This window comes from Cohnella rhizosphaerae (assembly GCF_029525575.1).
GTDB lineage: Bacteria > Bacillota > Bacilli > Paenibacillales > Paenibacillaceae > Cohnella > Cohnella rhizosphaerae.
In genome coordinates this window covers 416,914-440,109 of the sequence record NZ_JAPDIA010000001.1, presented here as the reverse complement: position 1 = coordinate 440,109, position 23,196 = coordinate 416,914, and the positions used below count along the sequence as shown (strand labels likewise).

Annotated in this window: 13 protein-coding genes and 6 pseudogenes; 15 read left to right on the top strand and 4 right to left on the bottom strand. The window is 60.8% G+C overall.

Annotation, left to right across the window (positions count from 1 at the left end; all coding sequences use genetic code 11):
- Positions 1-175 precede the first annotated feature (175 nt).
- Positions 176-2,188, top strand: coding sequence for a transketolase (gene tkt, locus OMP40_RS02085; protein WP_277528736.1), 2,013 nt, complete (start codon positions 176-178; stop codon positions 2,186-2,188).
- Between the two features lie 244 nt (positions 2,189-2,432).
- On the top strand, positions 2,433-2,750 hold the full coding sequence (ppnP, locus tag OMP40_RS02080; RefSeq protein WP_090114161.1) for a pyrimidine/purine nucleoside phosphorylase: 318 nt from the start codon (positions 2,433-2,435) through the stop codon (positions 2,748-2,750).
- Positions 2,751-3,224: 474 nt separating this feature from the next.
- On the opposite strand, the gene OMP40_RS02075 is transcribed toward ppnP, so the two are convergent.
- Both OMP40_RS02075 and OMP40_RS02070 read right to left on the bottom strand, forming a co-directional pair.
- A complete protein-coding gene (locus OMP40_RS02075) occupies positions 3,225-3,515 on the bottom strand; it encodes a PilZ domain-containing protein (RefSeq protein WP_277529219.1) in 291 nt (96 codons plus the stop codon).
- Positions 3,516-3,641: 126 nt separating this feature from the next.
- Positions 3,642-4,528 (bottom strand): annotated as a pseudogene (locus OMP40_RS02070) (NAD(P)-dependent oxidoreductase); the annotation flags it as partial.
- A gap of 227 nt (positions 4,529-4,755) precedes the next feature.
- On the opposite strand from OMP40_RS02070, the gene OMP40_RS02065 reads away from it, so the two are divergent.
- From OMP40_RS02065 to OMP40_RS02030, 6 genes and pseudogenes are all read left to right on the top strand, one after another.
- Positions 4,756-6,945, top strand: coding sequence for an alpha-galactosidase (locus OMP40_RS02065; RefSeq protein WP_277528734.1), 2,190 nt, complete (start codon positions 4,756-4,758; stop codon positions 6,943-6,945).
- A 152-nt stretch (positions 6,946-7,097) separates the two neighbouring features.
- Positions 7,098-7,346 (top strand): hypothetical protein, encoded by a 249-nt coding sequence (locus OMP40_RS02060; RefSeq protein WP_277528733.1) that lies wholly within the window; start codon positions 7,098-7,100, stop codon positions 7,344-7,346.
- On the top strand, positions 7,343-8,452 hold the full coding sequence (locus tag OMP40_RS02055; RefSeq protein ID WP_277528732.1) for a GerAB/ArcD/ProY family transporter: 1,110 nt from the start codon (positions 7,343-7,345) through the stop codon (positions 8,450-8,452). The genes OMP40_RS02060 and OMP40_RS02055 overlap by 4 nt, the downstream gene beginning before the upstream one ends.
- Before the next feature lie 28 nt (positions 8,453-8,480).
- A complete protein-coding gene (locus tag OMP40_RS43025; protein WP_459076899.1) occupies positions 8,481-11,138 on the top strand; it encodes a Ger(x)C family spore germination protein in 2,658 nt (885 codons plus the stop codon).
- 415 nt (positions 11,139-11,553) lie between these two features.
- Positions 11,554-12,904, top strand: a pseudogene (locus tag OMP40_RS02035) (glucose-6-phosphate isomerase).
- Positions 12,905-13,043: 139 nt separating this feature from the next.
- Positions 13,044-13,680: pseudogene (locus OMP40_RS02030) on the top strand (YigZ family protein).
- A gap of 168 nt (positions 13,681-13,848) precedes the next feature.
- Here the strand turns inward: OMP40_RS02030 and OMP40_RS02025 are convergent.
- On the bottom strand, positions 13,849-14,250 hold the full coding sequence (locus tag OMP40_RS02025) for a secondary thiamine-phosphate synthase enzyme YjbQ (RefSeq protein ID WP_277528731.1): 402 nt from the start codon (positions 14,248-14,250) through the stop codon (positions 13,849-13,851).
- Between the two features lie 167 nt (positions 14,251-14,417).
- On the opposite strand from OMP40_RS02025, the pseudogene cysT reads away from it, so the two are divergent.
- From cysT to OMP40_RS02000, 5 genes and pseudogenes are all read left to right on the top strand, one after another.
- Positions 14,418-15,231, top strand: a pseudogene (gene cysT / locus OMP40_RS02020) (sulfate ABC transporter permease subunit CysT).
- Positions 15,228-16,032, top strand: a pseudogene (locus OMP40_RS02015) (sulfate ABC transporter permease subunit). The pseudogenes cysT and OMP40_RS02015 overlap by 4 nt, the downstream one beginning before the upstream one ends.
- Before the next feature lie 2 nt (positions 16,033-16,034).
- Entirely contained in the window at positions 16,035-17,102 is a 1,068-nt protein-coding gene (locus OMP40_RS02010) for a sulfate/molybdate ABC transporter ATP-binding protein (RefSeq protein ID WP_277528729.1), read from the top strand.
- 46 nt (positions 17,103-17,148) lie between these two features.
- Positions 17,149-18,286, top strand: a pseudogene (locus OMP40_RS02005) (sulfate ABC transporter substrate-binding protein).
- Between the two features lie 747 nt (positions 18,287-19,033).
- Positions 19,034-19,393 carry a helix-turn-helix domain-containing protein gene (locus OMP40_RS02000; RefSeq protein ID WP_277528727.1) on the top strand — a complete coding sequence of 120 codons (360 nt, stop codon included), beginning with the start codon at positions 19,034-19,036 and terminating at the stop codon, positions 19,391-19,393.
- 97 nt (positions 19,394-19,490) lie between these two features.
- Here OMP40_RS02000 and OMP40_RS01995 read toward each other — a convergent pair whose 3' ends face one another.
- Entirely contained in the window at positions 19,491-20,294 is an 804-nt protein-coding gene (locus OMP40_RS01995; RefSeq protein ID WP_277528726.1) for a Cof-type HAD-IIB family hydrolase, read from the bottom strand.
- A 191-nt stretch (positions 20,295-20,485) separates the two neighbouring features.
- Between OMP40_RS01995 and OMP40_RS01990 the strand changes: the two genes are divergently transcribed.
- Positions 20,486-21,565 (top strand): hypothetical protein, encoded by a 1,080-nt coding sequence (locus OMP40_RS01990; protein ID WP_277528725.1) that lies wholly within the window; start codon positions 20,486-20,488, stop codon positions 21,563-21,565.
- 123 nt (positions 21,566-21,688) lie between these two features.
- The gene (locus tag OMP40_RS01985; protein ID WP_277528723.1) at positions 21,689-23,035 is read left to right on the top strand and encodes a GH1 family beta-glucosidase; all 1,347 of its coding nucleotides are present in this window, start codon (positions 21,689-21,691) and stop codon (positions 23,033-23,035) included.
- Positions 23,036-23,196 lie beyond the last annotated feature (161 nt).

The following is a 23,196-nucleotide window of genomic DNA, read 5'->3' as shown; positions in this document are numbered from 1 at the left end:
GTCCGCGCCGCGCGAAATGCGGACTTGCGCGACGCGGAAAATATTCACTTGTCCGTACAAGTTCTGTGGAAAACAGGCAACCCCCCGTGTTACAATAGGCAAGGCTGAACAACGGCGATTTAACGAATTAACGCATAATAACTACGCACTGCAGATAGAGGAGGTCGTTACCATAATGACAGTAAACGCAAATACGATCGAGCAGCTTTCCGTTACGACGATCCGCACGCTTGCGATCGACGCAATCGAAAAGGCGAAGTCCGGACATCCCGGCATGCCGATGGGCGCTGCGCCGATGGGTTATCAGCTGTTCGCCAAGGCGATGAAGCACAATCCTTCCCAGCCGAGCTGGATCGACCGCGACCGCTTCGTCCTGTCCGCGGGCCACGGCTCCATGCTGCTGTACTCGCTGCTGCACCTCTCGGGCTACGATCTGCCGATCGAAGAGCTTAAGAACTTCCGCCAGTGGGGCTCCAAGACGCCCGGACATCCGGAATTCGGCCACACGGCCGGCGTAGACGCGACGACCGGTCCGCTGGGCCAAGGGATCGCGATGGCCGTCGGCATGGCGATGGCGGAAGCGCAATTGTCCGCTACATACAACCGCGAAGGGTTTGATTTGATCAACCACTTCACGTATTCGATCTGCGGCGACGGCGACCTTTCCGAAGGGATCTCCTCCGAATCCGCATCGCTCGCCGGCCACCTGAAGCTCGGCAAACTGGTCGTCCTTTACGATTCGAACGACATTTCGCTGGACGGCGAGCTCTCCCTGTCCTTCTCCGAGTCGGTGGCCAAGCGCTTCGACGGCTATGGCTGGCAAGTGCTGCGCGTAGAAGACGGCAACGACCTGGCCGCGCTGGCCAAGGCGATCGCCGAAGCGCAAGCCGAGACGAGCAAGCCGACGTTGATCGAAGTGAAGACCGTCATCGGCTACGGCTCTCCGAACAAAGGCGGCAAAGGCGGCCACGCAGGTCCGCACGGCTCGCCGCTGGGCACGGAAGAAGCGAAGCTGACGAAGACGTTCTACGAATGGGATCATCCCGAATTTTTCGTGCCGGATGAAGTGCGCAGCCACTTCGCGGAAGTGAAGAGCCGCGGCGAACAGGCTTACGCGGCTTGGGAAGCGCTGTTCGGCAAGTACAAGTCCGCTCATCCCGAGCTGGCCCGGCAGTTCGAGGATGCGCTCGCGCGCAAGCTGCCGCAAGGCTGGGACGCCGAGCTGCCGAAGTACACGACGGAGGACAAGCCGCTCTCGACGCGCGTCGCTTCGGGCAACGCCCTGAACGGCCTTGCGAAAAACGTGCCGAACCTCGTGGGCGGCTCCGCCGACCTGGAAAGCTCCACGATGACGCATCTGAAGGGTCTGCCGGTTTATACCGCGGACGACTACAGCGGCCGCAACATTTACTTCGGGGTCCGCGAGTTCGGCATGGCGGCCGCGATGAACGGCATCTCGCTGCATGGCGGTCTTCGCGTGTACGGCGGCACGTTCTTCGTCTTCACCGACTATCTGCGCCCGGCCGTGCGCCTGGCGTCGATCATGGGCCAGCCTGTCGTCTACGTTCTGACGCACGATTCGATCGCTGTCGGCGAAGACGGACCGACGCACGAGCCGATCGAGCAGCTTGCTTCCATTCGCGTTATTCCGGGACTGACCGTACTGCGTCCCGCGGACGGCAACGAGACCTCCGCGGCTTGGGCTTATGCGCTCGAGAACACCGGCAATCCGGTCGCGCTCGTCCTGACGCGCCAGAATCTGCCGATCCTCGAAGGCACGGCCGAGCTTGCACGCGAGAGCATCAAGAAGGGCGGCTACGTGTTGTCCGAAGCGGCCGGCGAAGCGCAGGGCATCCTGATCGCTACCGGTTCTGAAGTGCAGCTGGCGGTCGCATCCCAAAAGGCGCTGGCCGAGCAAGGTATTCACGTCCGCGTCGTCAGCCTGCCGAGCTGGGATCTGTTCGAGGCGCAGTCCGCGGAATATCGCGAAAGCGTGCTGCCGAAGGGCGCCAAGGCGCGTCTTGCGATCGAGATGGCTTCGCCGTTCGGCTGGGAGCGCTATGTCGGCGACGGCGGCGCCGTGCTTGGCATCTCCACCTTCGGCGCATCCGCGCCCGGCGACCGTGTTATCAAGGAATACGGCTTTACGGTCGAGAACGTCGTGGAGCAATTCCGCAAGTTGATCTGATCGCGGACGAGGCGCAATCGGCGGTCAGCGATCGCCATCCGCCGGTCCGAAGCGCGCTCCGCGCGCGGAGCCGGCCCCCCTTTACGGGCGGCCGGCTTTTTGCGGCGAAGGCGCGTTAGCGCGTGGCATGGGCAAAGAATCGCGCCCGCGCCTCGGACCTCAACCTTTTAATCTCGAGTAGCAGATCCAAGTTCAAAAGCAAGTTAAAACGATCTCAAACCACGACCAGGAGGCTGTCATACCCATGTCCCAATTCGATCAAGTCAGCGTCGTCAAACAAGCCAACATCTACTTCGACGGCAAGGTAACGAGCCGTACGGTCAAGTTCGCCGACGGCACCCGCAAGACGCTGGGCATCATGCTGCCGGGCGAGTACGAGTTCGGCACGGACCAGAAGGAAGTCATGGAAATTCTGGCCGGCGAGCTGACCGTTCAACTGCCGGGCAGCGAGGAGTGGATCTCGATCTCCGGCACAGGCGAGTTCACCGTGCCTGCGAACGCCAAGTTCAAGCTGAAGGTCACGCAAGTCGCGGACTATGTCTGCTCGTACCTGGACGCTTAAGCTCAAGCTTCAACGCAGGAGCATGTCAGCAAAAAAAAGCCTTCGGCGCATCATCGCGCCGAAGGCTTTTTTTTGAACAAATCGCGGCTTCACTCGCCAGCATCGGACCCAAAAGACGTTATTTCTGAATAACCCGGTCCTAATTGCAATCGATCGGACCGGAGTGACGTTATTCATTCGGATCATGGCTGAAAAACGCCGACAAACCCGCAATAGAGGCGCCTGGGTCCGGGAAAGGACCTCAAATCGCATTCGGATTAAAAATAACGCCCCCCCCGGTCCGTTCGCTAAGCGATGTGGAGGTGGAGATATCCCAATGCTCAGTGTGCAAGCAGGAGGCCGAAGGCGGATTTTGGACCGGATCAGAGAGCATAAGCTTCGCTTTAAAGCATCTGAATCGTCTCCGATCCAACGTATGGCTATCATTAAAGGACGGCCTGGCCGTTTTTACTTCTCTTCGCGGATCGCGCGGGATCAGGCGTGCGACTCGATATATTCCTTGAGCTGAAGGCGCTGATACAGGGCCAGTCCCGACAACAGGCAGCCGTAGTGGAACAGCCCTTCCTTGCGCTCGATGCGAATGATGCGGGCCGTCATCGGCGGCAGACTGGTATCCTGCTGGAAGTGGATGACGACGAACATGTCCTTTTCGAGCGGGATGGTGGTCGCGACCTGCAAGCCGTCCTCGGACACGTCGTTCAGCACGGCGTCGGCGTTCTGGCCTGCGAACGATCCGGCTTGCTCCCATTGGTAGATGGAGATCATGAGCGGAATGTTCAAGGCCACGCGCTTTTTCTTGCGGCGATCCGAGTCCGAATCCGCATCCGATTCGGAATCCGCCTCCGCTTCCAGAACCGATGCGGCAGCGGATACTTCTTCATCCGCGCCGTTACGCCCGCCGATTCGTCCGCCGATCCACTGCTCGTACAGCTTGGCCAGCGCGGCGAGATCCTCTTCGCCATAGCCGGCCGCCGCACCAGCCTGGAACAGGCTTTTGGACGCCTCGAGCATCGGCGTCGGCACGCCGAGGCCGTCTGTCAAGACGGAGGATAGCTTCAGATCCTTGAGCATCAAAGCCAGCGAGAACTGAACGCTGAAGTCGTGGTCGATGATCTTGGCGCCCTTGAGATCGGCCTGCTTGCTCGCCGCGCCGCCGCCCTGCACGACGCGCAGGAAGGAGGAAGCGTCGATGCCCGCCTTGGCCGCGATGGCCATGCCTTCGACGAGGCCGGCGGCGTTGATGCCTACGATCGTATTGTGGGCGAGCTTCGCCGCCGCTCCGCTGCCGCCAGGCCCCATATATAATCCTCGCGGCCCATGGACAGCAGCAGCGGCTTCTGATCTTCGACGACCCGCGCGTCGCCGCCGGCCATGAACAGAAGCGTGCCGTCGATGGCCGCGGGCTTGCTCCCGGTCACCGGCGCGTCGAGGAAATCGCAAAACGCGTCCGCGGCATCTTGCGCGAGCCGCCGGGCGAGCGCAGGGGATATCGTGCTGCTATCGATAAGCACGGTGTTCGGTTTAATGCCGGCGAACACGCCTTCGGTCCCGTAATAAACTTCCTCTACGGCCGCATCGTTGCTGATCATCGTCAGGACGACGTCGGCGCCGCGTGCCGCCGCCAGCGGCGTAGCGGCTTCTTCCGCGCCGAGCTCGAGCAGCTGCCCGGCCTTGCCGGGCGTACGGTTGTAGACGACGACCTGATAGGACTTGCGGAGCAGGTTCGCGGCCATAGGCAGACCCATCGTGCCGAGTCCGATAAATGCGATCGTTGGCATATTGATTTCCCTCCCAGGGTTGAATCCGATTCTTTCATTATAGGAGAAGTGGATGCCCGTGAAAAGGATGTCCGCGAAAAGGGCGATCGCCACGCCATAGCTGCAATTGTAGCCTCCCACCGTACGTTCGTCACATAAAAACATATTAAAGCGTCTTTATTCCATGTATCCGCATATTCGATTCCGGTATGCTATCTGGATAGACCAACACACTTTAGGAGGCCGAAATGGCGATTTCATTCGACCGGGAGCGTCAGACGTTTCATCTGCAGACGCCGCATTCGAGCTACATCATTACGATCGTCGAAGGCCTTTACCCCTCGCACGTGTATTGGGGACCCAGGCTTCGCAACGCTTCGTGGCCGGGCGGTCTGACGCTGCGCGAGCGCGCAAGCTTCAGCCCGACGCCGAATCCGGACAAGCCGTCGCTGTCGCTCGACGCGCTGCTTCAGGAATATCCGGGCTACGGCTCGGGCGATTTCCGCAGTCCGGCTTATCAATTCGCCCTTTCCGACGGCACGACCGTCGCCGAGCTCGTCTACCGCGAACACCGCATTTTCGCCGGCAAGCCCAAGCTCGAAGGACTTCCCGCCACCTATGCGGAGTCCGACGGCGAGGCCGAAACGCTGGAGCTGACGCTGCATGATTCGTTTTCCGGCTTGATCGCCGTTCTGAGCTATACGACGTTCCGCGATTCGGACGCGATCGCCCGCTCGGTCCGTTACGTCAACGAAAGCGCCGACTCCGTTCGCATTCGCCGCGCGCTGAGCGCCAGCGTCGATTTTAACAACGACGAATACGAGCTGGTGCACCTGAACGGCGCTTGGGCGAACGAGCGAAACCTCTCGCGCAGAGCGCTCGTGCAGGGCCAGCAGGGCATCGAGAGCCGCCGCGGCTCCAGCTCCCACCAGCACAATCCGTTCGTCGCGCTGGTATCGCCGAACGCGGACGAAGAGCAGGGCGACGCCTACGGCTTCAGCCTCGTCTACAGCGGCAGCTTCGCCGCCTCCGCCGAGGTGGACCAATTCCGCACGACGCGCGTATCGATCGGCATCAATCCGTTCGACTTCGAATGGCTGCTCGAGCCGGGCCAATCGTTCCAGGCGCCCGAAGCCGTGCTCGTCTACTCGAACGAAGGGCTCGGCGGCATGAGCAGGACATATCACCGGCTGTATCGCAGCCGTCTCTCCCGCGGCGAATTCCGCGACCGTACGCGTCCCGTGCTCGTCAACAACTGGGAGGCGACCTACTTCGACTTCGACGCGGACAAGATCGCCGCGATCGCGGAGGAGGGCGCAAGACTCGGCATCGAGCTGTTCGTGCTCGACGACGGCTGGTTCGGCTATCGCAACGACGATACGACGTCGCTGGGCGACTGGAAGGTCGACCTGAAGAAGCTCCCGCAGGGGCTGGACGATCTGGCGAAACGGGTAAACGCGCACGGCCTTCAGTTCGGACTCTGGTTCGAGCCGGAGATGATCTCGCCGGACAGCGACCTGTACCGCGCGCACCCGGACTGGTGCCTTCACGTTGAAGGCCGCAGACGGACGCAGGGCCGCCGCCAGCTGATCCTCGATCTGTCGCGCGAGGACGTGTGCGACTATATCATCGATACGGTGGGCGGCGTACTGGCCTCCGCGCCGATCGCCTACGTCAAGTGGGACATGAACCGCAACATGACGGAGATCGGGTCCGCGCTGCTGCCGCCCGAGCGCCAGCGCGAGACGGCGCACCGTTACATGCTCGGCCTGTACCGCGTGCTCGAGACGATCACGTCGCGGTTCCCGCACATTCTGTTCGAGAGCTGCTCCGGCGGCGGCGGCCGGTTCGACCCGGGGATGCTGCATTACATGCCGCAGACGTGGACGAGCGACAACTCGGATGCCGTCTGCCGGTTGAAGATCCAGTACGGGACGAGCCTGGTGTACCCGATCAGCTCGATGGGCGCCCACGTATCGGCCGTCCCGAATCATCAGGTGCACCGCGTGACGTCGCTCAAGATGCGCGGCGACGTGGCCATGTCCGGCAACTTCGGCTACGAGCTGGACCTGACCAAGTTCACGCCGGAGGAAAAGGAAGAAGTGAAGGCGCAGGTAACGGCATACAAGGAGCTGCGCGAGCTCGTACAATTCGGAGACCTGTATCGCCTGAAGAGCCCGTTCGAGGGCAACGACACGGCATGGACGGTCGTTTCCGCCGACAAGTCCGAAGCGTTCGTCGCGTTTTTCCGCGTGCTCGCCCAGCCGAATGCGCCGATCGATTGGCTGCGCCTCGCCGGACTCGACCCGAACGCGGATTATGAGATCGCCGGCACCGGCGAACGGTTCGGCGGCGACCAGTTGATGTATGCCGGACTTCCGGTACCGCGGCTTGAGGGCGACTTCCAAAGCGCCACCTGGCGCATCAAACGCGTTTGATTGTTTCCAACTCTATAAGCCTTCGAGCGAGCGACCATTAACCGGCGCGCGCTTGAAGGCTTTTTTTGACGCTGTCCGCGAATAAAAAGAACCTGTCGTTCAAACATTAGGAAAGAGAACCAGCAAGCTGGAACCGGGGAGGCGACCTTCGGATGACTGTACGGCTCGGATTTAGCGTGGTGCTGTTCGCGGCGCTCGCCGTCGCCCAAGGCGCCTCGATCAAAAAAATGCGGGGGAGGGAACTGTGGGCTTTCGCGCTGCTCATGCTCCCCGTCTTGTATCAAGACGCGATCTACGTGAAACAGGCCGATTGGCCGAGCCTTCCCGAGTTGATGGGCCTGCTGCTGAAGACGCCGGCGACGGCGCTCGATCGGCTCCTGTCGAGCGGCGGGCACGGATGACCGGGCGAACGGAACAAATCACGCCCGGTCAAATGTCCGTTCTGATCATCGCCACGACGCTGGGCTCCTCGATCGTCTTCATTCCGCATCCCTTGGCCCATTTCGCGGGGCAGTATGCCTGGATATCGGCCTCGCTCGCCGCCGTCTTCGGCGCGCTCATGCTTGCCGCCGTCATATACCTGAACCGCGCTCATCGGGGCCGCAGCATATTGGAGTACAGCGTGGCGCTGTTCGGCAAGCCCGTCTCCGGCCTGATGTTTTTGATCGTGCTGCTGATGCTGTTATTCGCCGTCTCCGCGATCGTTTCGGGGATCGGCGACTTTTTCAGCGGCGTGATGATGAAGGAGACGCCTGCGTATATCTTCAATGCCACGAGTCTGTTCGCCGCCGCTGCGACGGTACGGGCGGGCATCAAAGTAACCGCCCGCATGTTCGTGCTGCTGCTGACGGTCATGGTCGCGTTTATCTCGGCCGTCCTCGTCCTGGCGATCCCGCTGTATCATTCCGGCATGCTGCTGCCGATATGGCCGCGCGAGATGGCCAGGCCGGTGTTACACGGCATATTGTTGACGGCGGGCTTCCCGTTCGGGGAGATCTTTCTCTACGTCCTGCTCATTCACCTCGTGCCCGCGGCGCCTGGCGCCGCGCCTTGGCGGGCCAAGCTGTACAAGGGCTATGCGCTTGCCGCGGCGCTGCTGATTTTGGCCGTTCTGTGCTCGAGCATGGCTTTCGGTCCCGCTTCGGACGTTTTTATTTATTCGCTGTTCAAGCTGGCGAGCGAGATCCATATCGGCGATATGATGGAACGTACCGAGTCGATCGTAGGCATCGCCCTGATTCTGGGGTCGTACATGAAGGCGACGGTCTATCTGTACATGTTGAATCTGATCGTCAAAGGCTGGCTGCCGTTCAAGGACGAACGGACGGCCGTCTACCCGTTAGCGCTGATGTGCTTCTTCTTGTCCTTGACGCTTTTCGATAGTCCTGCGGACTTTTTCTCGCAGGTTTACGTCATTTGGCCGTTTGCGGTGCTGTTGGTAGGCGGAGCGTTTCTGACGCTTCATGCCGGGATGACCGCGATACGGGGAGCGGGGAAAGGGGCTTAACCGGATAACGGAAAGGAGGCGCGCCAAGGTGACGAAAAAGGCATCCGAAACGGCGCTGGCGAGGGAGCTGCGCGCGAATCGGGCGAAAGCCCGCGCCTTGTTCGACCGGTGCCAGGACGTGTCCATTATCCCGCTGGGCGACGGACCGGAGCAAGAAGCGGTCGCGCTCATCGTCTATTGTTCGTCGCTCATGGACGAGCAGGAGAGCCGGCGGATCCGGACGCTGCTGGCCGAACCGCTGCTGAATGAATTTGCCGGCGTCCCTTCGGCGGCGCCCGATTGCGAATTCCGCTTGCGCGAAGCGGGAGCGCGCCATCAGGCCGAGCTGTTCGACGAATGGAACGCGATCGAGGAAAAGATTTGGCAGGGGTATTTGTTTGTGATCGCCGAAGGCTGGACGCAAGCGGCCGGCTTCAGGAGCGCCGGATTGACGAAGCGGCAGGTGACGGAGCCGGTAAGCGAGCCTTCGGTCCAAGGGCCCCGAGAAGGCACGGTGGAGACACTGCCGATCAATCTGGGCATGCTGCGCCAGCGGGTAGGCACTTCCCGGTTGAAAATCGAGTATGTCACGGCGGGCCCGGTGCTTCGGACGGACATCGCTTTTGCCTATTTGGACGGCACTGTCAATGGGGAAATGCTGGCCGAATTCCGCGAGCGGATCGGCCGGATCGCGCCTTACGAGGTGCTGGACACGTCGTTCGTCGAGGATGCGATCCAGGACTCCGCCTGGTCGCCGTTTCCCCAGCACCGCTATACGGAGCGTACCGACACGGCGGCGGCATCGCTTCTGGACGGGAAAATTCTCGTGCTGACCGACAATTCGCCGATGATCCTCATCTGTCCGGCGCTATTCGTCGACTTCTTCTCCACGAGCGAGGATTATTACGTCCGCACGGCGTACGCGACGATGATCCGTCAGCTCCGCCTTCTCGCCTTCGCGATCGCGCTTACGCTGCCGAGCGCGTACGTGGCCATGTCCACCTTTCACCCGGAACTGATCCCGAACATCCTGCTGCTCGCCATTCTGGATGCGCGGGAGGGGATCCCGTTTCCCGCGATCGTCGAGGCGCTTATTATGGAGACGTCCTTCGAGCTACTCCGCGAAGCCGGCATACGGCTGCCGAGACCCGTCGGCTCCGCGGTCAGCATCGTCGGGGCGCTGGTCATCGGCCAGGCGGCGATCATGGCGAAGATCGCTTCTCCGATCATGGTCATCGTCGTCGCGCTGACGGGCATCGCGTCGTTCGCCATTCCGCACTACGAGATGGCGATCGCGATCCGGCTTGCTGCGTTTCCCGCTGATCCTCGCCGCCAGCTTCATGGGCGGATACGGGCTCATGCTCGGCTTTATCTTTATCCTGCTGCATCTGTGCTGCCTGGAAACGTTGGGCCAGCCATACTTGTCCTCCCTCGCGCCGCTGAAGCTTCGGGACCTTCGGGACGTGTTCGTCCGCGCGCCGCTCATCGCGTTGATGCGCTCGCCCCGCAACCGGAAGCTGCATGCGGGCGCCCAGGACAGAAGGGAGCAACGATGAGGCGGCTGCTGCGTTGGATAACCGTGCTTAGTTTGCCGTTATGGACGGGCGGCTGCTGGAGCGGTCACGAGCTGACCGATTGGGGCTTCGTACAGGCGGCGGCGATCGATTTGACGGAAGACGGCGCCATTCGGATGACGACGCAAATCTACAAGCCGACCGGCGGCGCCGAGCTCGGCACACCGTCCAAGGGCGGCCAAACTTACGTGAATACGGACACGATCTCAAGCTCGCTGTTCGGCGCCTCCGAGGACATCGCGATCGAGCTGGGGCGCCGTCCGCAGTGGAGCCATATGCAGGTGCTCCTGATCGGGGAAAAGGCGGCCCGCGCCATGACCATCAGACGGTTCACCGACTTTTTTTCGCGGGGCGAGGGACCGCGCGGCACGGTATCGATGCTGATCACCAAAGGCGAGGCAGGCGCGTTTCTGGCACAGCGGCCGTTGATCGAAAGGACGATCGCGCAGCAGCTCAGAAGCACCGAAGCGAACGCTTCGAAGTATACGGCCAAAACGAGGGACTTCACCTTATTGGAGCTGACGATTCACTCGATGATGCAGTCGAAGTCCGTCGCGTTGCCCTATGCCGTGCTGCAGCGGGGCGATCCGCCTGTCGCGGGCATCGCGGGGCTGGCCGTGATTCGTTTCCCGGAAGGCAGGCTGATCGGCACGCTCCCGTCGTCGGATTCGATCTATTTATCCATCTTGAACAACCGGTTCGTCAGAGGCGTGCTCGAGCTGCCCTGTCCCGCCAGCGGCGCCGGTATCGACGCCTATCACGCGACAGCCGCCGAGACGCACATTCGCCCCGTAATAAGGGGAGATACCGTCAGGCTGGAGATCAAGACCACGCTGAACGGCGCGATCGGGGAGCTGACCTGCACGAAAATGGAAACCGAGCGGGAGATCGAGCGCTTTAACGCCAGGCTCGCCGCGTACGTAGAGGAACGAATGGCGGATACGATCGAGCATCTGAAGGACATGCAGGCGGATCTGCTGGGGACGGGGGACTGGCTTCGCCGTCACGCGCCCGCGAGATGGGCCGCCTGGTCCGGCGATTGGCCGCGGCGTTTCTCGCGAATCGACTATCGCATCCAGGTGCGGGTCGGACTCGAGAGCACCGGGATGGAGATCGGCAAGCCGGTCAATTGATCCGCGAAAAGCGGGACTCCCGTGCGCGCCGCTGTTCCTCCGCGGCTGCGCGCACAGCCGACGCATTTCCTGCGACGCGTTCGGCCTCATCGGCGACACGCAATACATGCTGGACGCGCTCATCTCGGCGGCAAGAGCGAACAGCAGGCCGATTGGAAGCCGGAAGGCGCCGCCGTCAATTCGATCCGGCAGAACGAGCATCATTTGCCGTTTGATCGTCCAGCTTCGCAAGCTGCAGGGTTCCTGGCCTGCGTACCGTTCGTTCTAATAATCGCTTGGGCCGCGCAATCCAGGCGCCCGTGTCGCCCCTCACAGGCTCGGTCGCGGTTGCTTGTACCGAAGGCGAAATTTGGTTATTCTAAAGCTACGTGCCTACCGGACGCGAACGATGGAACCTGAAAGGGGCAATACGATAATGACCAAAAGCATTTCGCTCGACTATTCCAAGGCGCTGCAGTTCATCGGGCAGCACGAGATCGACTATCTGGCTCCGGCGGTGAAGCTGGCGCACGAGCAGCTCCATAGCGGCACGGGCACCGGCTCGGACTACCTGGGCTGGATCAATCTCCCTTTCGACTACGACAAAGAAGAGTTCGCCCGCATCCAGGCGGCGGCGAAGCAGATTCAATCCGACTCCGAGGCGCTCGTCGTCATCGGCATCGGCGGCTCCTATCTCGGCGCCCGCGCGGCCATCGAGATGCTGTCGCACTCCTTTTACAACACGCTCTCCAAGGAGCAGCGCAAGACGCCGCAAATCTTTTTTTGCAGGCAACAACATCAGCTCGACCTACGTGACGCATCTGCTGCAGGCGCTCGAAGGCAAGGACTGGTCGATCAACGTCATCTCCAAGTCGGGCACGACGACCGAGCCCGCGATCGCCTTCCGCATCTTCCGCGAGGCGCTCGAGCGCAAGTACGGCAAGGAAGCGGCCAAGAAGCGCATCTACGCGACGACGGACAAGGCGCGCGGCGCGTTGAAGACGCTGGCGAACGCCGAAGGCTACGAATCGTTCGTCATCCCGGACGACGTGGGCGGACGCTATTCGGTGCTGACGGCCGTCGGCTTGCTGCCGATCGCGACCGCGGGCATCGACATCGAAGCGATCATGAAAGGCGCGCAGGACGCGGCCACCGCGCTGAACAATCCGAATCTCGCGGAGAACCCCGCGTACCAGTACGCCGCCATCCGCAACGCGCTGTACCGCAAGGGCAAGACGGTCGAGATTCTCGTCAACTACGAGCCGAGCCTGCACTTCGTGTCCGAGTGGTGGAAGCAGCTGTACGGCGAGAGCGAAGGCAAGGACTATAAAGGCATTTATCCGGCCTCCGTCGATTTTTCCACGGATCTGCACTCGATGGGCCAATTCATTCAGGAGGGCAACCGCATCATTTTCGAGACGGTGCTCCAGGTCGGCGAAGTGTCGGAGCAGATCGAGATCCAGAGCGACGCGGACAATCTCGACGGCCTCAACTTCCTGACGGGCAAGACGCTGGACTTCGTGAACAAGAAGGCATTCGAGGGCACGATCCTGGCGCATACGGACGGCAACGTGCCGAATCTGGTCGTTCAACTGCCGGACCTCACGCCGCACAGCTTCGGCCAGCTCGTCTTCTTCTTCGAGATCGCCTGCGGCGTCAGCGGCTACCTGCTTGGCGTCAATCCGTTCGATCAGCCGGGCGTCGAAGCCTACAAGGTCAACATGTTCGCGCTGCTCGGCAAACCCGGCTTCGAAGAGAAGAAAAAAGAGCTGGAAGCACGCCTGTAACGCCTCTACCGCGTATCTCGCGCCGGTGATGCGCCAACCGCTTCGGACCTTCGTCCGGGGCGGTTTTTCCTTATGGGGGGATCATGGTAAACTGGGAGGACAAGCATCTGAGCAAGACCATGGGAAAGGAAGTCGGAACATGCTGGCGAGATACGCCACCGTCGCCGGATACGGCGAACAAGAGATCGTCATTAAAAAAGTCGCGCTTTATCGGTCACGCGAGGCCTGCGCAAACCGAGGAAGAAGCGGTCGCCTTTATCGAGGAGATCAAGAAGCGCCATTGGAACGCCACGCACAATTGCTCCGCCTATACGATCGGAGAACGCGACCAGTGGCAGAAGGCGCTGGACGACGGGGAGCCGAGCGGGACCGCCGGGCGTCCGATTCTGGAGGTGCTCAAGAACCGCGGGCTGAAAAACACGGTCGTCGTGGTGACGCGCTATTTCGGGGGGATCATGCTGGGAGCGGGCGGACTCGTCCGCGCTTACACCGACGGCGCCGTGGCCGGGACCGATGCGGCCGGGCCGATCGTCCGCGTGCTGCACCGGGAGATCGCGGTCGACGTCGATTATACGTGGTACGGCAAACTCGAGAACGAGCTGCGCGGCAAGGGCGTGAAGGTCGGCGACGTCGCGTTTACCGATCGCGTACGCGTGTTGTGCCTGCCGGAGGAAGCCGAGGCCGATCGCTTCGAAGCCTGGATGACCGACCTGACGCAAGGGCAGGGCGTCGTGACCAGAGGCGAGGCGCGTTATTATACGGAACAGCTCGCTTAAGTTCGCGAAGTCCGCAAAACGGCGTGCGCGACGCCCGGCGCAGCGCCGAGCCAGAAGCAGCGCCAAATCCGAAGCAGCGCCAAATCCGCCGCGATCCGCCGCGCCAAGTCCGCCGCGATCCGCCAAGCCCGCCGAGACGCCGAGATCCGCCGCGCCGGGCTTGCCCCATCAGCCTTCGACGACCTTAACGAAATATTCGCGGTCCCGCGGCCCGTCGAACTCGCAAAAATAAATGCCCTGCCAGCGCCCGAGCAGCAGTCTGCCGCCGCTGACGATGACCGTCTGCGAATTGCCCGTCGTGATCGCCTTCAGGTGCGAGGCCGTGTTGCCTTCGGCATGACGGTATTTGGGATGCGTCCACGGGTATACCTCGTCCAGCCGCATGAGAACGTCCCGCTTGACGTCGGGGTCGGCGTTCTCGTTGATCGCGATGCCCGCGGTCGTATGCGGACAATAGACGACGGCCAGTCCTTCCTGGATGCCGGAGCGCGCGACGAGCGCGGCGGTCTGCCTGGTGATATCGACGATCTCGTCCCGGGATGACGTGCGGAGCTTTTCTTTGAACAGCATCGTGTCAGCCTCCTTTGCGAGCGCCTCTGCAAGGGGCGCTCTCTCTATCTGACAAAATACCGAAATGTCGTTGACGAATCAAGGGCCGATCTGCTAAAGTAGCAATACCAACTAATTTAATAGGAATTATGGAGTGGCATTGAAGCCCATCCTGGAGGTTCGCATACGTGACCAACATGCTGCAGAGCCGATGGTGGAGCTGGGGATTTCGCAGCACCGTCATGCTTTACTTTTTTTATTTTGATTGTTTGTCCGATCGCCGGCATTTACGTGCAGTCGCTGTCAGGCGGCTTCCAGGCTTTCGCGGACAATATTACGGAGGCGCTCGCCTGGAAGTCCGTGCTGCTCACGATCAAGCTTGCGGCGATCTCCACGGTCGTCAACGCGGCGGTCGGCACCTTGTCGGCCTGGGTCCTCGTTCGTTACCGGTTCCCGGGACGGAGCCTGCTCAACAGCCTGGTCGATCTGCCGTTCGCGCTGCCGACCGCGGTCATCGGCTTGATGATTTTGCTGCTGCTGGGACCCCGCAGCTGGATCGGCAGCGGCGCCGAGGCGCTCGGCACGACGATACTGTTTCACGAGCCGGCGATCGTCGTCGCGATGGTGTTCGTTACGTTCCCGTTCGTCATACGGGCGGTTCAGCCGATGCTCGAGGAGCTGGACGCTTCGGAGGAAGAGGCGGCGTATACGATGGGCGCTTCGAAGACGCGCACCTTTTTCCGGGTGATCCTGCCCTGCATGATGCCCGGCATCTTGAGCGGCGCTATGCTCGCCTTCTCACGGGCGCTGGCGGAGTTCGGCGCGGTCGTGCTGGTGGCGGGCAACATTCCCGGCCGCACGCTCGTCGCCTCCGTCTATATCTTCGGCGAGATCGAGAGCGACAATCCGGCCGGCGCCGCGGCGGTTTCGGTCCTGCTGCTCACCTTTTCCCTCCTCATTTTATGGACGGTTAGTTTCGTCCGAAGGAGGCGAGCGCGTTGACCGTCAGAAGATTGTGGATCGGACTGACGACGCTCATTTTCGCCGTGCTGCTGATCGTTCCGCTGCTGCGAATCGTACAGGGGGGCGTTCGACGACGGCTGGAGCGGGTTTTCGGCGGGCATCACCCGGCCCGAAGCGCTGCATGCGCTCATTATGACGGGCATCATCGCCGTGAGCGTCACCTTTGTCAATACGGTTTTCGGCGTCATGCTTTCTCTTTATCTGGTTCGCGCGACTTGGCTCGGCAAGCGGTTTAAGGCCGTAATGAACGCCATCGTCGATCTGCCCTTCGCGGTATCGCCCGTGATCGGGGGCCTCATGATCGTCCTGCTGCTCGGTCCCGACAGCGCGGTCGGCGCCATGCTCGGCCGCGCCGGCGTGGATGTCGTGTACGCGCTCCCCGGCATGATCCTCGCGACGTTGTTCGTCACGTTCCCGATCGTCATCCGCGAGGTGATGCCGGTGCTGCAGGAGGTCGGCAGCCAGCAGGAGGAGGCCGCCCATATGATGGGGGCGTACGCCTGGACGACGTTCTGGCGCGTCACGTGGCCGCTCATCCGCTGGAGCGTCGTATACGGCGTCATCCTGACGGTCGCGCGCTGCCTGGGCGAGTTCGGCGCCGTGCTCGTCGTCTCGGGCAACATTATCAACAAGACGCAGACGGCCACGACGTTGGTGTATCAGGACGTCGAGAATTTCGATCTGACGGCTGCCAATGCCGTCGCACTGGTATTGGCGGCCGCCTCGGTTCTATTGCTGCTCGTGATGGAATGGTCCAAATCCCGAAAGGAAGTGCATTGAACATGCATGTCGAAGTACGGGGATTAAATAAAGCGTTCGGCAGCTTTCAAGCGGTCAAGGACGTTGGCTTCAGCGTCGCAAAGGGTCAGCTTATCGGCCTGCTCGGTCCGAGCGGCGGCGGCAAGACGTCGATCCTGCGCATGCTCGCCGGCCTTGAGACGCCCGATTCTGGCGATATCGTCTTCCACGGCCAGCGGGTCAACGACCTGCCGCCTCAGGAACGAGGCATCGGCTTCGTCTTTCAGAACTACGCGCTGTTCAAGCATATGACCGTGAGCGAGAACATCGCCTTCGGTCTCGAGGTCAAAAAGTGGAACAAAGCGAAGATCAAGGAACGCGTCGCCAGCCTGACCGAGCTGACGGGCCTCAAGGGCTTCGAGTCCCGCTATCCCCATCAGCTGTCCGGGGGACAGCGCCAGCGCGTGGCGTTCGCGCGCGCGCTCGCGCCGGAGCCGCAACTGCTGCTGCTCGACGAGCCGTTCGCGGCGATCGACGCCAAGATCCGGCACGAGCTGCGCTCCTGGCTGCGCGAAATGATCGACCGCTTGGGCATTACTTCGATCTTCGTCACGCACGACCAGGACGAAGCGATCGAAGTCGCCGACGAGATTATGATCATCAACAAAGGCAACCTGGAGCAGAAGGGCTCTCCGTGGGAGATTTACAAGGATCCGAAGACGCCTTTCGTCGCGGGCTTCATCGGGGAGTCCCGGATCGTCGACAATATCGCCGAGCTTCGCGGCTTCTCCGACCCGGCCGCGACGTCCGGCACGAAGGGCCTCATCCGGCCGGAGTACATCGAGATCGGACGCAAGGAAGAGTTTGCGCAGCTGCTCTCGGCGACGGAGGCCGGGCGCGTCAGCCATATCCACTTCCGCGGCAGCGAATGGCTCGTCGAGGTGGAGGTCAACGGCATTAAGCTCGTGACCTACCGCTCCCTCGAAAAAGAAGTGCTCCATCCGGGCGACGAAGTGCAGGTGCTCGTTCACCGCGCGTACTTATTCAACGATATTCAGAGCTGGGTCATGGAGAACAAGCTGAAGGCCGACCCGATGTTCGTGTACATTTGATCCAGTCGCCGGCAGTCCGCGAGGGCTGCCGTTCGCTTGGCTGCATATGCGGGAGCCTGCGCAGGCACCGCGGGGGAGGTTGGCGATCTTGAACAGCAACAAATGGACAAAGCGGCGCGGCGCGAGCCGGCTGAGCGGCTGGTTGTTGGCCGCGACGATCGGCATCTCGCTGGCCGGCTGCGGCGGCGCGCCGTCGTCGACCGGCGCCTCGGCCGGAGGCGAAGGGGCGGCCGCTTCAGATGCGGGAACCGCGACGCTCGTCATCGGCGCCTACTCGGTCGCGAAGGACGCGCTGCAGGAAATTCTGCCCGCCTTCGGCCGGGAATGGGAAGCGAAAACGGGACAAAAGCTCAAGTTCCAGGAGTCCTACGAGGCTTCGGGCACTCAGGCCAGATCGATCGTAGGCGGCTTTAAGGCGGACGTCGCCGTGCTCTCGCTCGAGGGAGACATGGACAAGATCGTCAAAGCCGGACTCATGAGCGAGGATTGGAAAAAGACGCGGACGGGCGGCATGATCACGCGCTCGATCGTCGTACTGGGTACGCGGGAAGGCAATCCGCTGGGCATCGCCGGATTTGCCGATCTTGCCAAGCCCGGCGTCAAAGTGCTCTTCCCCAATCCGAAGGTGTCGGGCGGCGCGCAGTGGGATATCAACGCGATCTACGGCGCCGGACTGAAGCAGGCGGAACGCGAATCGGGGAAGAAGGACCCGGCTGCGGCCAAAACTTTTTTTGGAGGCGGTCTACCGGAACGTCGAATCGATGGACAAGAGCGGCCGCGCCTCGATGGCGGCGTTCGAATACGGAGTCGGCGACGTGATCGTCACCTACGAGAACGAGCTGCTGGCCCGCGTGGCGCAGGGCGTGCACTACGACATCGTGATGCCGGACGATACGATCCTGATCGAGAATCCGGCCGGCGTCGTCGACGTCAATGCGGACGCGCACGGCGTGCGGGAAGCGGCCGAGGCGCTCGTGGCCTATATGCAAGGCGCGCAAGCGCAAGCGGTGTTCGCGGAGCACGGATTCAGACCGGTGAACGAAGAGACGGCGGAACGCTACGCGAGCCGTTACAAGCAACCTTCCGGTCTGTTCGATATCGGCTATCTCGGCGGATGGGAAAAAGTCCGCAGCGAGCTGTACGCGAAGCGCGGCGTCTGGTACCAGGTGCTGGCGGGCAAATGATCTGACGAAAAGGACGAAGGCGCGTTTGACGCCTTCGTCCTTTTTGCGCCTGTCGGCGTAAGGCGACGATAGGCGGGAAAGGGAAAAGGAGTGGCACAATGAGAAGGCTAAAAAAAGGAAAAAAAGGCCCTCAATCACGCCATCGCGGCGTCTTGGCCGCATGGTAGCGGAGTAACGCGGAAAAACCGTGCAACTTCCGTAGAAACCCCGCAGAACCCCCGCATGGAAGCGGAGTAACACGGAAAATTGTAAATTTCCGCAAATGGGCGTCAACGCCGGCCATGATGTCACGTTATTTGCAAAACGATTGCGTCTTTGTCCCCGAGCAGCTGCAACTAGCGATACGATGCTGAATAACGCCGCCTCGGTCCGACCGCTGCACGCTAAGCGCAAACAAGCACGCTGAAGGCGGCTTTTGCTTCGTTCAACCGTCCGGCAACCGCCCGGTCGGTTGTTTCTTATCCGTTCTCGTCTTCTTCTCTCTCCAACCTCCGCTTCCGGCGCTCGCTGCGCACAAGAAAGCCCACCATAACAAGTATGACGGAAAGACTGATAATCCAATAATACAAAGGGTAAGGCTGATCGTGGATAAAAATGACATTCCCTCCATTGAAGTAACTTCATGTATTTATTTTATATTAAATAAAAATTGTAAAAATTTCAAGTAAAAACTTGATTTATATGCAAGTGTGTTCGGAGCCGAATTCAGATCTTTTATACTGAAGCAAAAAGCGCGAGGTGTAACCGTTGACATTCGGCAAACGTTTGAAGCTGGCCAGGCAGGAAAAGCATATGACGCAAAACGACGTCGCGGGCGCGCTGGGCGTAGACTTCACGACGATATCCAAATACGAGAACAACCGGTCTCAGCCGGATAACGAAATTTTAAGGGAGCTTGCGAGCATCTACGAGGTGTCGCTCGATTGGCTGCTCACGGGCGTCGACAAGGAACCGCCTTCCGCCGAGCCGAATCGCTTTGTGTTGCAAGGCGTCGAGGAAGCGCTGACGGAGGAAGAGGCGGGCCATCTTCAGGAACAGCTCGAGATGTACAGGCTATTGCAGGAAAAGCGGAAAAAAGAGAAGGACGCCGTTCGGCGAAAAACGTAAAAGGCTTCCGGCCTGCTCCTTTTAAAGAGCTTGCGGAAGCCTTTTTTGCGGCCAAAATCAGCCGTTCGGCGCCGGGGAGCGAACGGCCGGAATCGGCTCAAGCGTTCAAAATAAACTTGTCGACGACTTGCTTCACGCCGTCCTCGTTGTTGCTCGCCGTCACATAGTCCGCGATCTCGCGCAGCGCCGGCACCGCGTTCGCCATGGCGACGCCCAGGCCGGCGGCCTCGATCATCTCGCGGTCGTTCCAGGAATCGCCGATCGCGATCGTTTGATCCATCGTCAAGCCGTAGTGCTCGGCCAGGAATCGCAGCGCGTGTCCTTTGGTGCCTTCGCTGTGCGTGAATTCCAGATAATGCGGCTTGGACTTCGTAATGTGGACGTCGGGACCCAGGAGCGCGTGGAGCTCCGGCGCGATCTCGTCCAGCAGAGCCGGCTCGTCGATGATAATGAGCTTCGTATGATGTCCCGCCGGCAGCGCGTCCAGCTCCGGTTCGACGATATAAGGAATATTCGATTGCTTCGCGTAGGCGGCCAGCCTGTCTCCGTCGTCGAAGGCATACAGCTTGTCGTCGATGTACGTCTGCAAATGGAGCTTGCGCTCGCGCGTAAACGCGTACAGCCTGCGGACCGCTTCAAGGTCTACAGAACGCTCGTACAGCGTGCGCTCGTCGAGCAGCGTGCGAACCAGGGAGCCTTGATACGTAATGAGCGGCACGTTCAGGCCGACCTGGGCGGCGGTCTGCTTGGCCGAAGCGAACATGCGGCCCGTAGCCAGCGTCACATGGACGCCTTGCGACATTGCCCGGGCGAGCGCTTCTCGCGTCGCTTCGGTTACTTCGAGTTTGTCGTTCAGCAGCGTGTCGTCGAGATCGATCGCGATGAGCCGATAGGAAGACATGAAGGGTTTTCTCTCCTTTTTATGTAGGCGGACAGGTTTCCTCGATTGTAACGCATTTGACCGTGCAGGAAAATGTATAAAGCTTCCTTTTGGTGGAACCATTTTCGTGCCGGGGGCGTCTAAAAAAAGGAGCGGCCATTCCAAATGGGTAAATAGCGATCAAGAGACAACCGGAAAGGAAGCGATCCCAAATGAACATGACGACAAAAGAGGCAAAAAGAAATAAGGTTTTCAGATGGCCTGCATACGGTCTCGCGCTGCTGTTGGCCGGCGGTCTTGCCGCCTGCTCCGGAGGCTCGAACGACGGCGCCCCGGCCTCGGCTACGGCGCCCTCTTCGGGGCCGCCTCAGACGTCTTCGGCGAGTCCGTCCGGTCCGTCCGCCTCTCCTGCCGCGAGTCCGACATCCGAAGCGGGCAACGACGCCGCGCTGCTCGAAGCGTTCAAGGAGCAGGCCCAATCCGACCTGTCGGCCGCCGAGCTGAACAAGGCGCTCGACGACAAGCTGGCGCAGGCCTCGCCGGAGACCGGAGATGCGCTGCTTCGCGAGATGCTTGCCTACTACGACCGAAGCTTGCCGGGCATGGAGAAAAAACTGGAAGCGCAAAACGTCCAGCAGGCGCTGCAGAAGCTCGAATGGCCGCCGACGTCCGATCAGATCGGTCAAATCAAAGACGAACAAGCGCGCTCGCTCGTTCAGGAGGCTATCGACGGCGGCTACAAGCTCGAGACGACCGAGGGCTTTTATTTCCCCGTCGTAGACTATGGCAAGCTGAAGCGAACGGACCCGCGGGTGACCGCCGTCACGAAGGATTATGTCGCGCTGCTGGCCGTCGAGTCGGATCAAAAGTCGGCCTCGGACGGGGGGCTCGTCATCGAACGCTCGGAGGTCGCCGCACGCGGCGCGCAAGCGGAAGCTTACGTCGCGGCCCATCCCGAAGCGCCGGAGCGGAAGCAAGCCGAAGATTTGTTTGCGACGCGCTACATTCCGTTTTTGCTGATGGGACTGGATAATACGCCCGTATTCGATTTCGATACGTTTAAGATCGATACGCAGGTCAAGGCGGCGATTGAAAAGGCCATTTCCGATTATCCAGGCACGGTCACGGCGAAGCTTGCCCAGGAGTATCTGGCCATCCTGGACAAAACGGGAGGCGCCGTCTACAAAAAAGGGCAAGAACGGAGAGCAGATCGCCATTCCCGAGGTCAAGGCGTATTACGACGGGCTCGAGGCGCATGCCCGCACGCTGCTCGACGAGGCCAATCCGAATAAGTAAGCGCCAATATCGCACAGCATAACGTATGGGCGCATGCGGTGTTTTTGTATAAAATAGAGTTAGAAAACGTTTTACATGACGCGTGCGCCATACGAATACTTTGTGCGGAGGGGTTAGGAATGGCTTCGATTCAATTTCCGAAAGATTTCGTCTGGGGAACGGCTACCGCTTCCTATCAGATCGAAGGGGCCTACAACGAAGACGGGCGGGGAATGTCGATCTGGGATACGTTCTCCCGCACGCCGGGCAAGGTCGTTAACGGCGACACGGGCGACATCGCTTGCGACAGCTATCATCGCTACGAAGAAGATATCGCGCTGCTCAAAAACCTGGGCGTCAAGGCATACCGCTTCTCGATCGCTTGGCCCCGTATCTATCCGGACGGAGACGGCGAACTGAACCAGAAGGGCCTCGATTATTACGCCAAGGTCATCGACGGCTTGCTGGCCGCCGGCATCGAGCCTTGCGTGACGCTATACCACTGGGATCTGCCGCAAGCGCTTCAGGACAAGGGCGGTTGGGACAACCGGGATACGATCCGCGCGTTCGTCCGATACGCGGAGACCGCGTTCAAGGCGTTCGGCGGCAAGGTGAAGCAGTGGATCACGTTTAACGAGACCTGGTGCGTGTCGTTCCTCTCCAACTATATCGGGGCGCATGCGCCGGGCAACACCGATCTGCAGCTCGCCGTCAACGTCGCGCACAACTGCATGGTGGCGCACGGCGAAGCGGTGAAGGCGTTCCGCGCGCTCGGCATCTCCGGCGAGATCGGCACGACGCACAATTTGTACTGGTTCGAGCCATATACGACCAAGCCGGAGGACGTCGCGGCCGCGCACCGCAATCGCGCTTACAACAACGAGTGGTTCATGGACCCGACCTTCAAGGGTCAATACCCGCAGTTCATGGTCGACTGGTTCAAGGGCAAGGGCGTCGAAGTGCCGATTCAGCCGGGCGACATGGAGACGATCGCGCAGCCGATCGACTTCATCGGCGTGAACTTCTACAGCGGCGGCTTCGGCCGTTACAAGGAAGGCGAAGGGCTGTTCGACTGCGAGGAGGTGCAGGTCGGCTTCGACAAGACTTTTATGGACTGGAACGTATACGCGGAAGGTCTGTACAAGGTGCTGTCGTGGGTGCACGAGGAATACGGCGACGTGCCGATCTACATCACGGAGAACGGCGCGTGCTACGAGGACGAGCTCACCCAGGAAGGCCGCGTTCACGACGCGAAGCGCGCCGACTATTTCAAAAAGCACTTCATCCAGTGTCATCGTCTGATCGAGTCGGGCGTGCCGTTGAAGGGCTACTTCGCCTGGTCGCTGCTCGACAACTTCGAGTGGGCGGAAGGGTACGTCAAGCGCTTCGGTATCGTCTATACCGACTACAAGACGCTTAAGCGGTATCCGAAGGACAGCTATCGGTTCATTCAAAGCGTGATCGAGAACGACGGATTCGAGGCTTGAGCAAATGAAAAGCGGCAGCCGGTTCGTCCGGTCTGCCGCTTGTATTATATGGCGTCTGAATTCGCTCGGTCCACTTCTTCGGGCAGCAAGCCGAGAAGGTCCGCAATCTCCGATTCGGAGAAGCCTCTAGACCGCATGCGACCGATCGTAGCCTCTTGAAG

Coding starts and splice junctions, on each gene's coding strand:
- OMP40_RS02055 (WP_277528732.1), top strand. CDS start 7,343: ATGACCGGGCGAACGGAACAAATCACGCCCGGTCAAATGTCCGTTCTG.
- OMP40_RS02010 (WP_277528729.1), top strand. CDS start 16,035: ATGCATGTCGAAGTACGGGGATTAAATAAAGCGTTCGGCAGCTTTCAA.
- OMP40_RS02060 (WP_277528733.1), top strand. CDS start 7,098: ATGACTGTACGGCTCGGATTTAGCGTGGTGCTGTTCGCGGCGCTCGCC.
- ppnP (WP_090114161.1), top strand. CDS start 2,433: ATGTCCCAATTCGATCAAGTCAGCGTCGTCAAACAAGCCAACATCTAC.
- OMP40_RS01990 (WP_277528725.1), top strand. CDS start 20,486: ATGAACATGACGACAAAAGAGGCAAAAAGAAATAAGGTTTTCAGATGG.
- OMP40_RS01985 (WP_277528723.1), top strand. CDS start 21,689: ATGGCTTCGATTCAATTTCCGAAAGATTTCGTCTGGGGAACGGCTACC.
- OMP40_RS01995 (WP_277528726.1), bottom strand. CDS start 20,294: ATGTCTTCCTATCGGCTCATCGCGATCGATCTCGACGACACGCTGCTG.
- OMP40_RS02075 (WP_277529219.1), bottom strand. CDS start 3,515: ATGATCTCCATCTACCAATGGGAGCAAGCCGGATCGTTCGCAGGCCAG.
- OMP40_RS02065 (WP_277528734.1), top strand. CDS start 4,756: ATGGCGATTTCATTCGACCGGGAGCGTCAGACGTTTCATCTGCAGACG.
- tkt (WP_277528736.1), top strand. CDS start 176: ATGACAGTAAACGCAAATACGATCGAGCAGCTTTCCGTTACGACGATC.
- OMP40_RS02025 (WP_277528731.1), bottom strand. CDS start 14,250: ATGCTGTTCAAAGAAAAGCTCCGCACGTCATCCCGGGACGAGATCGTC.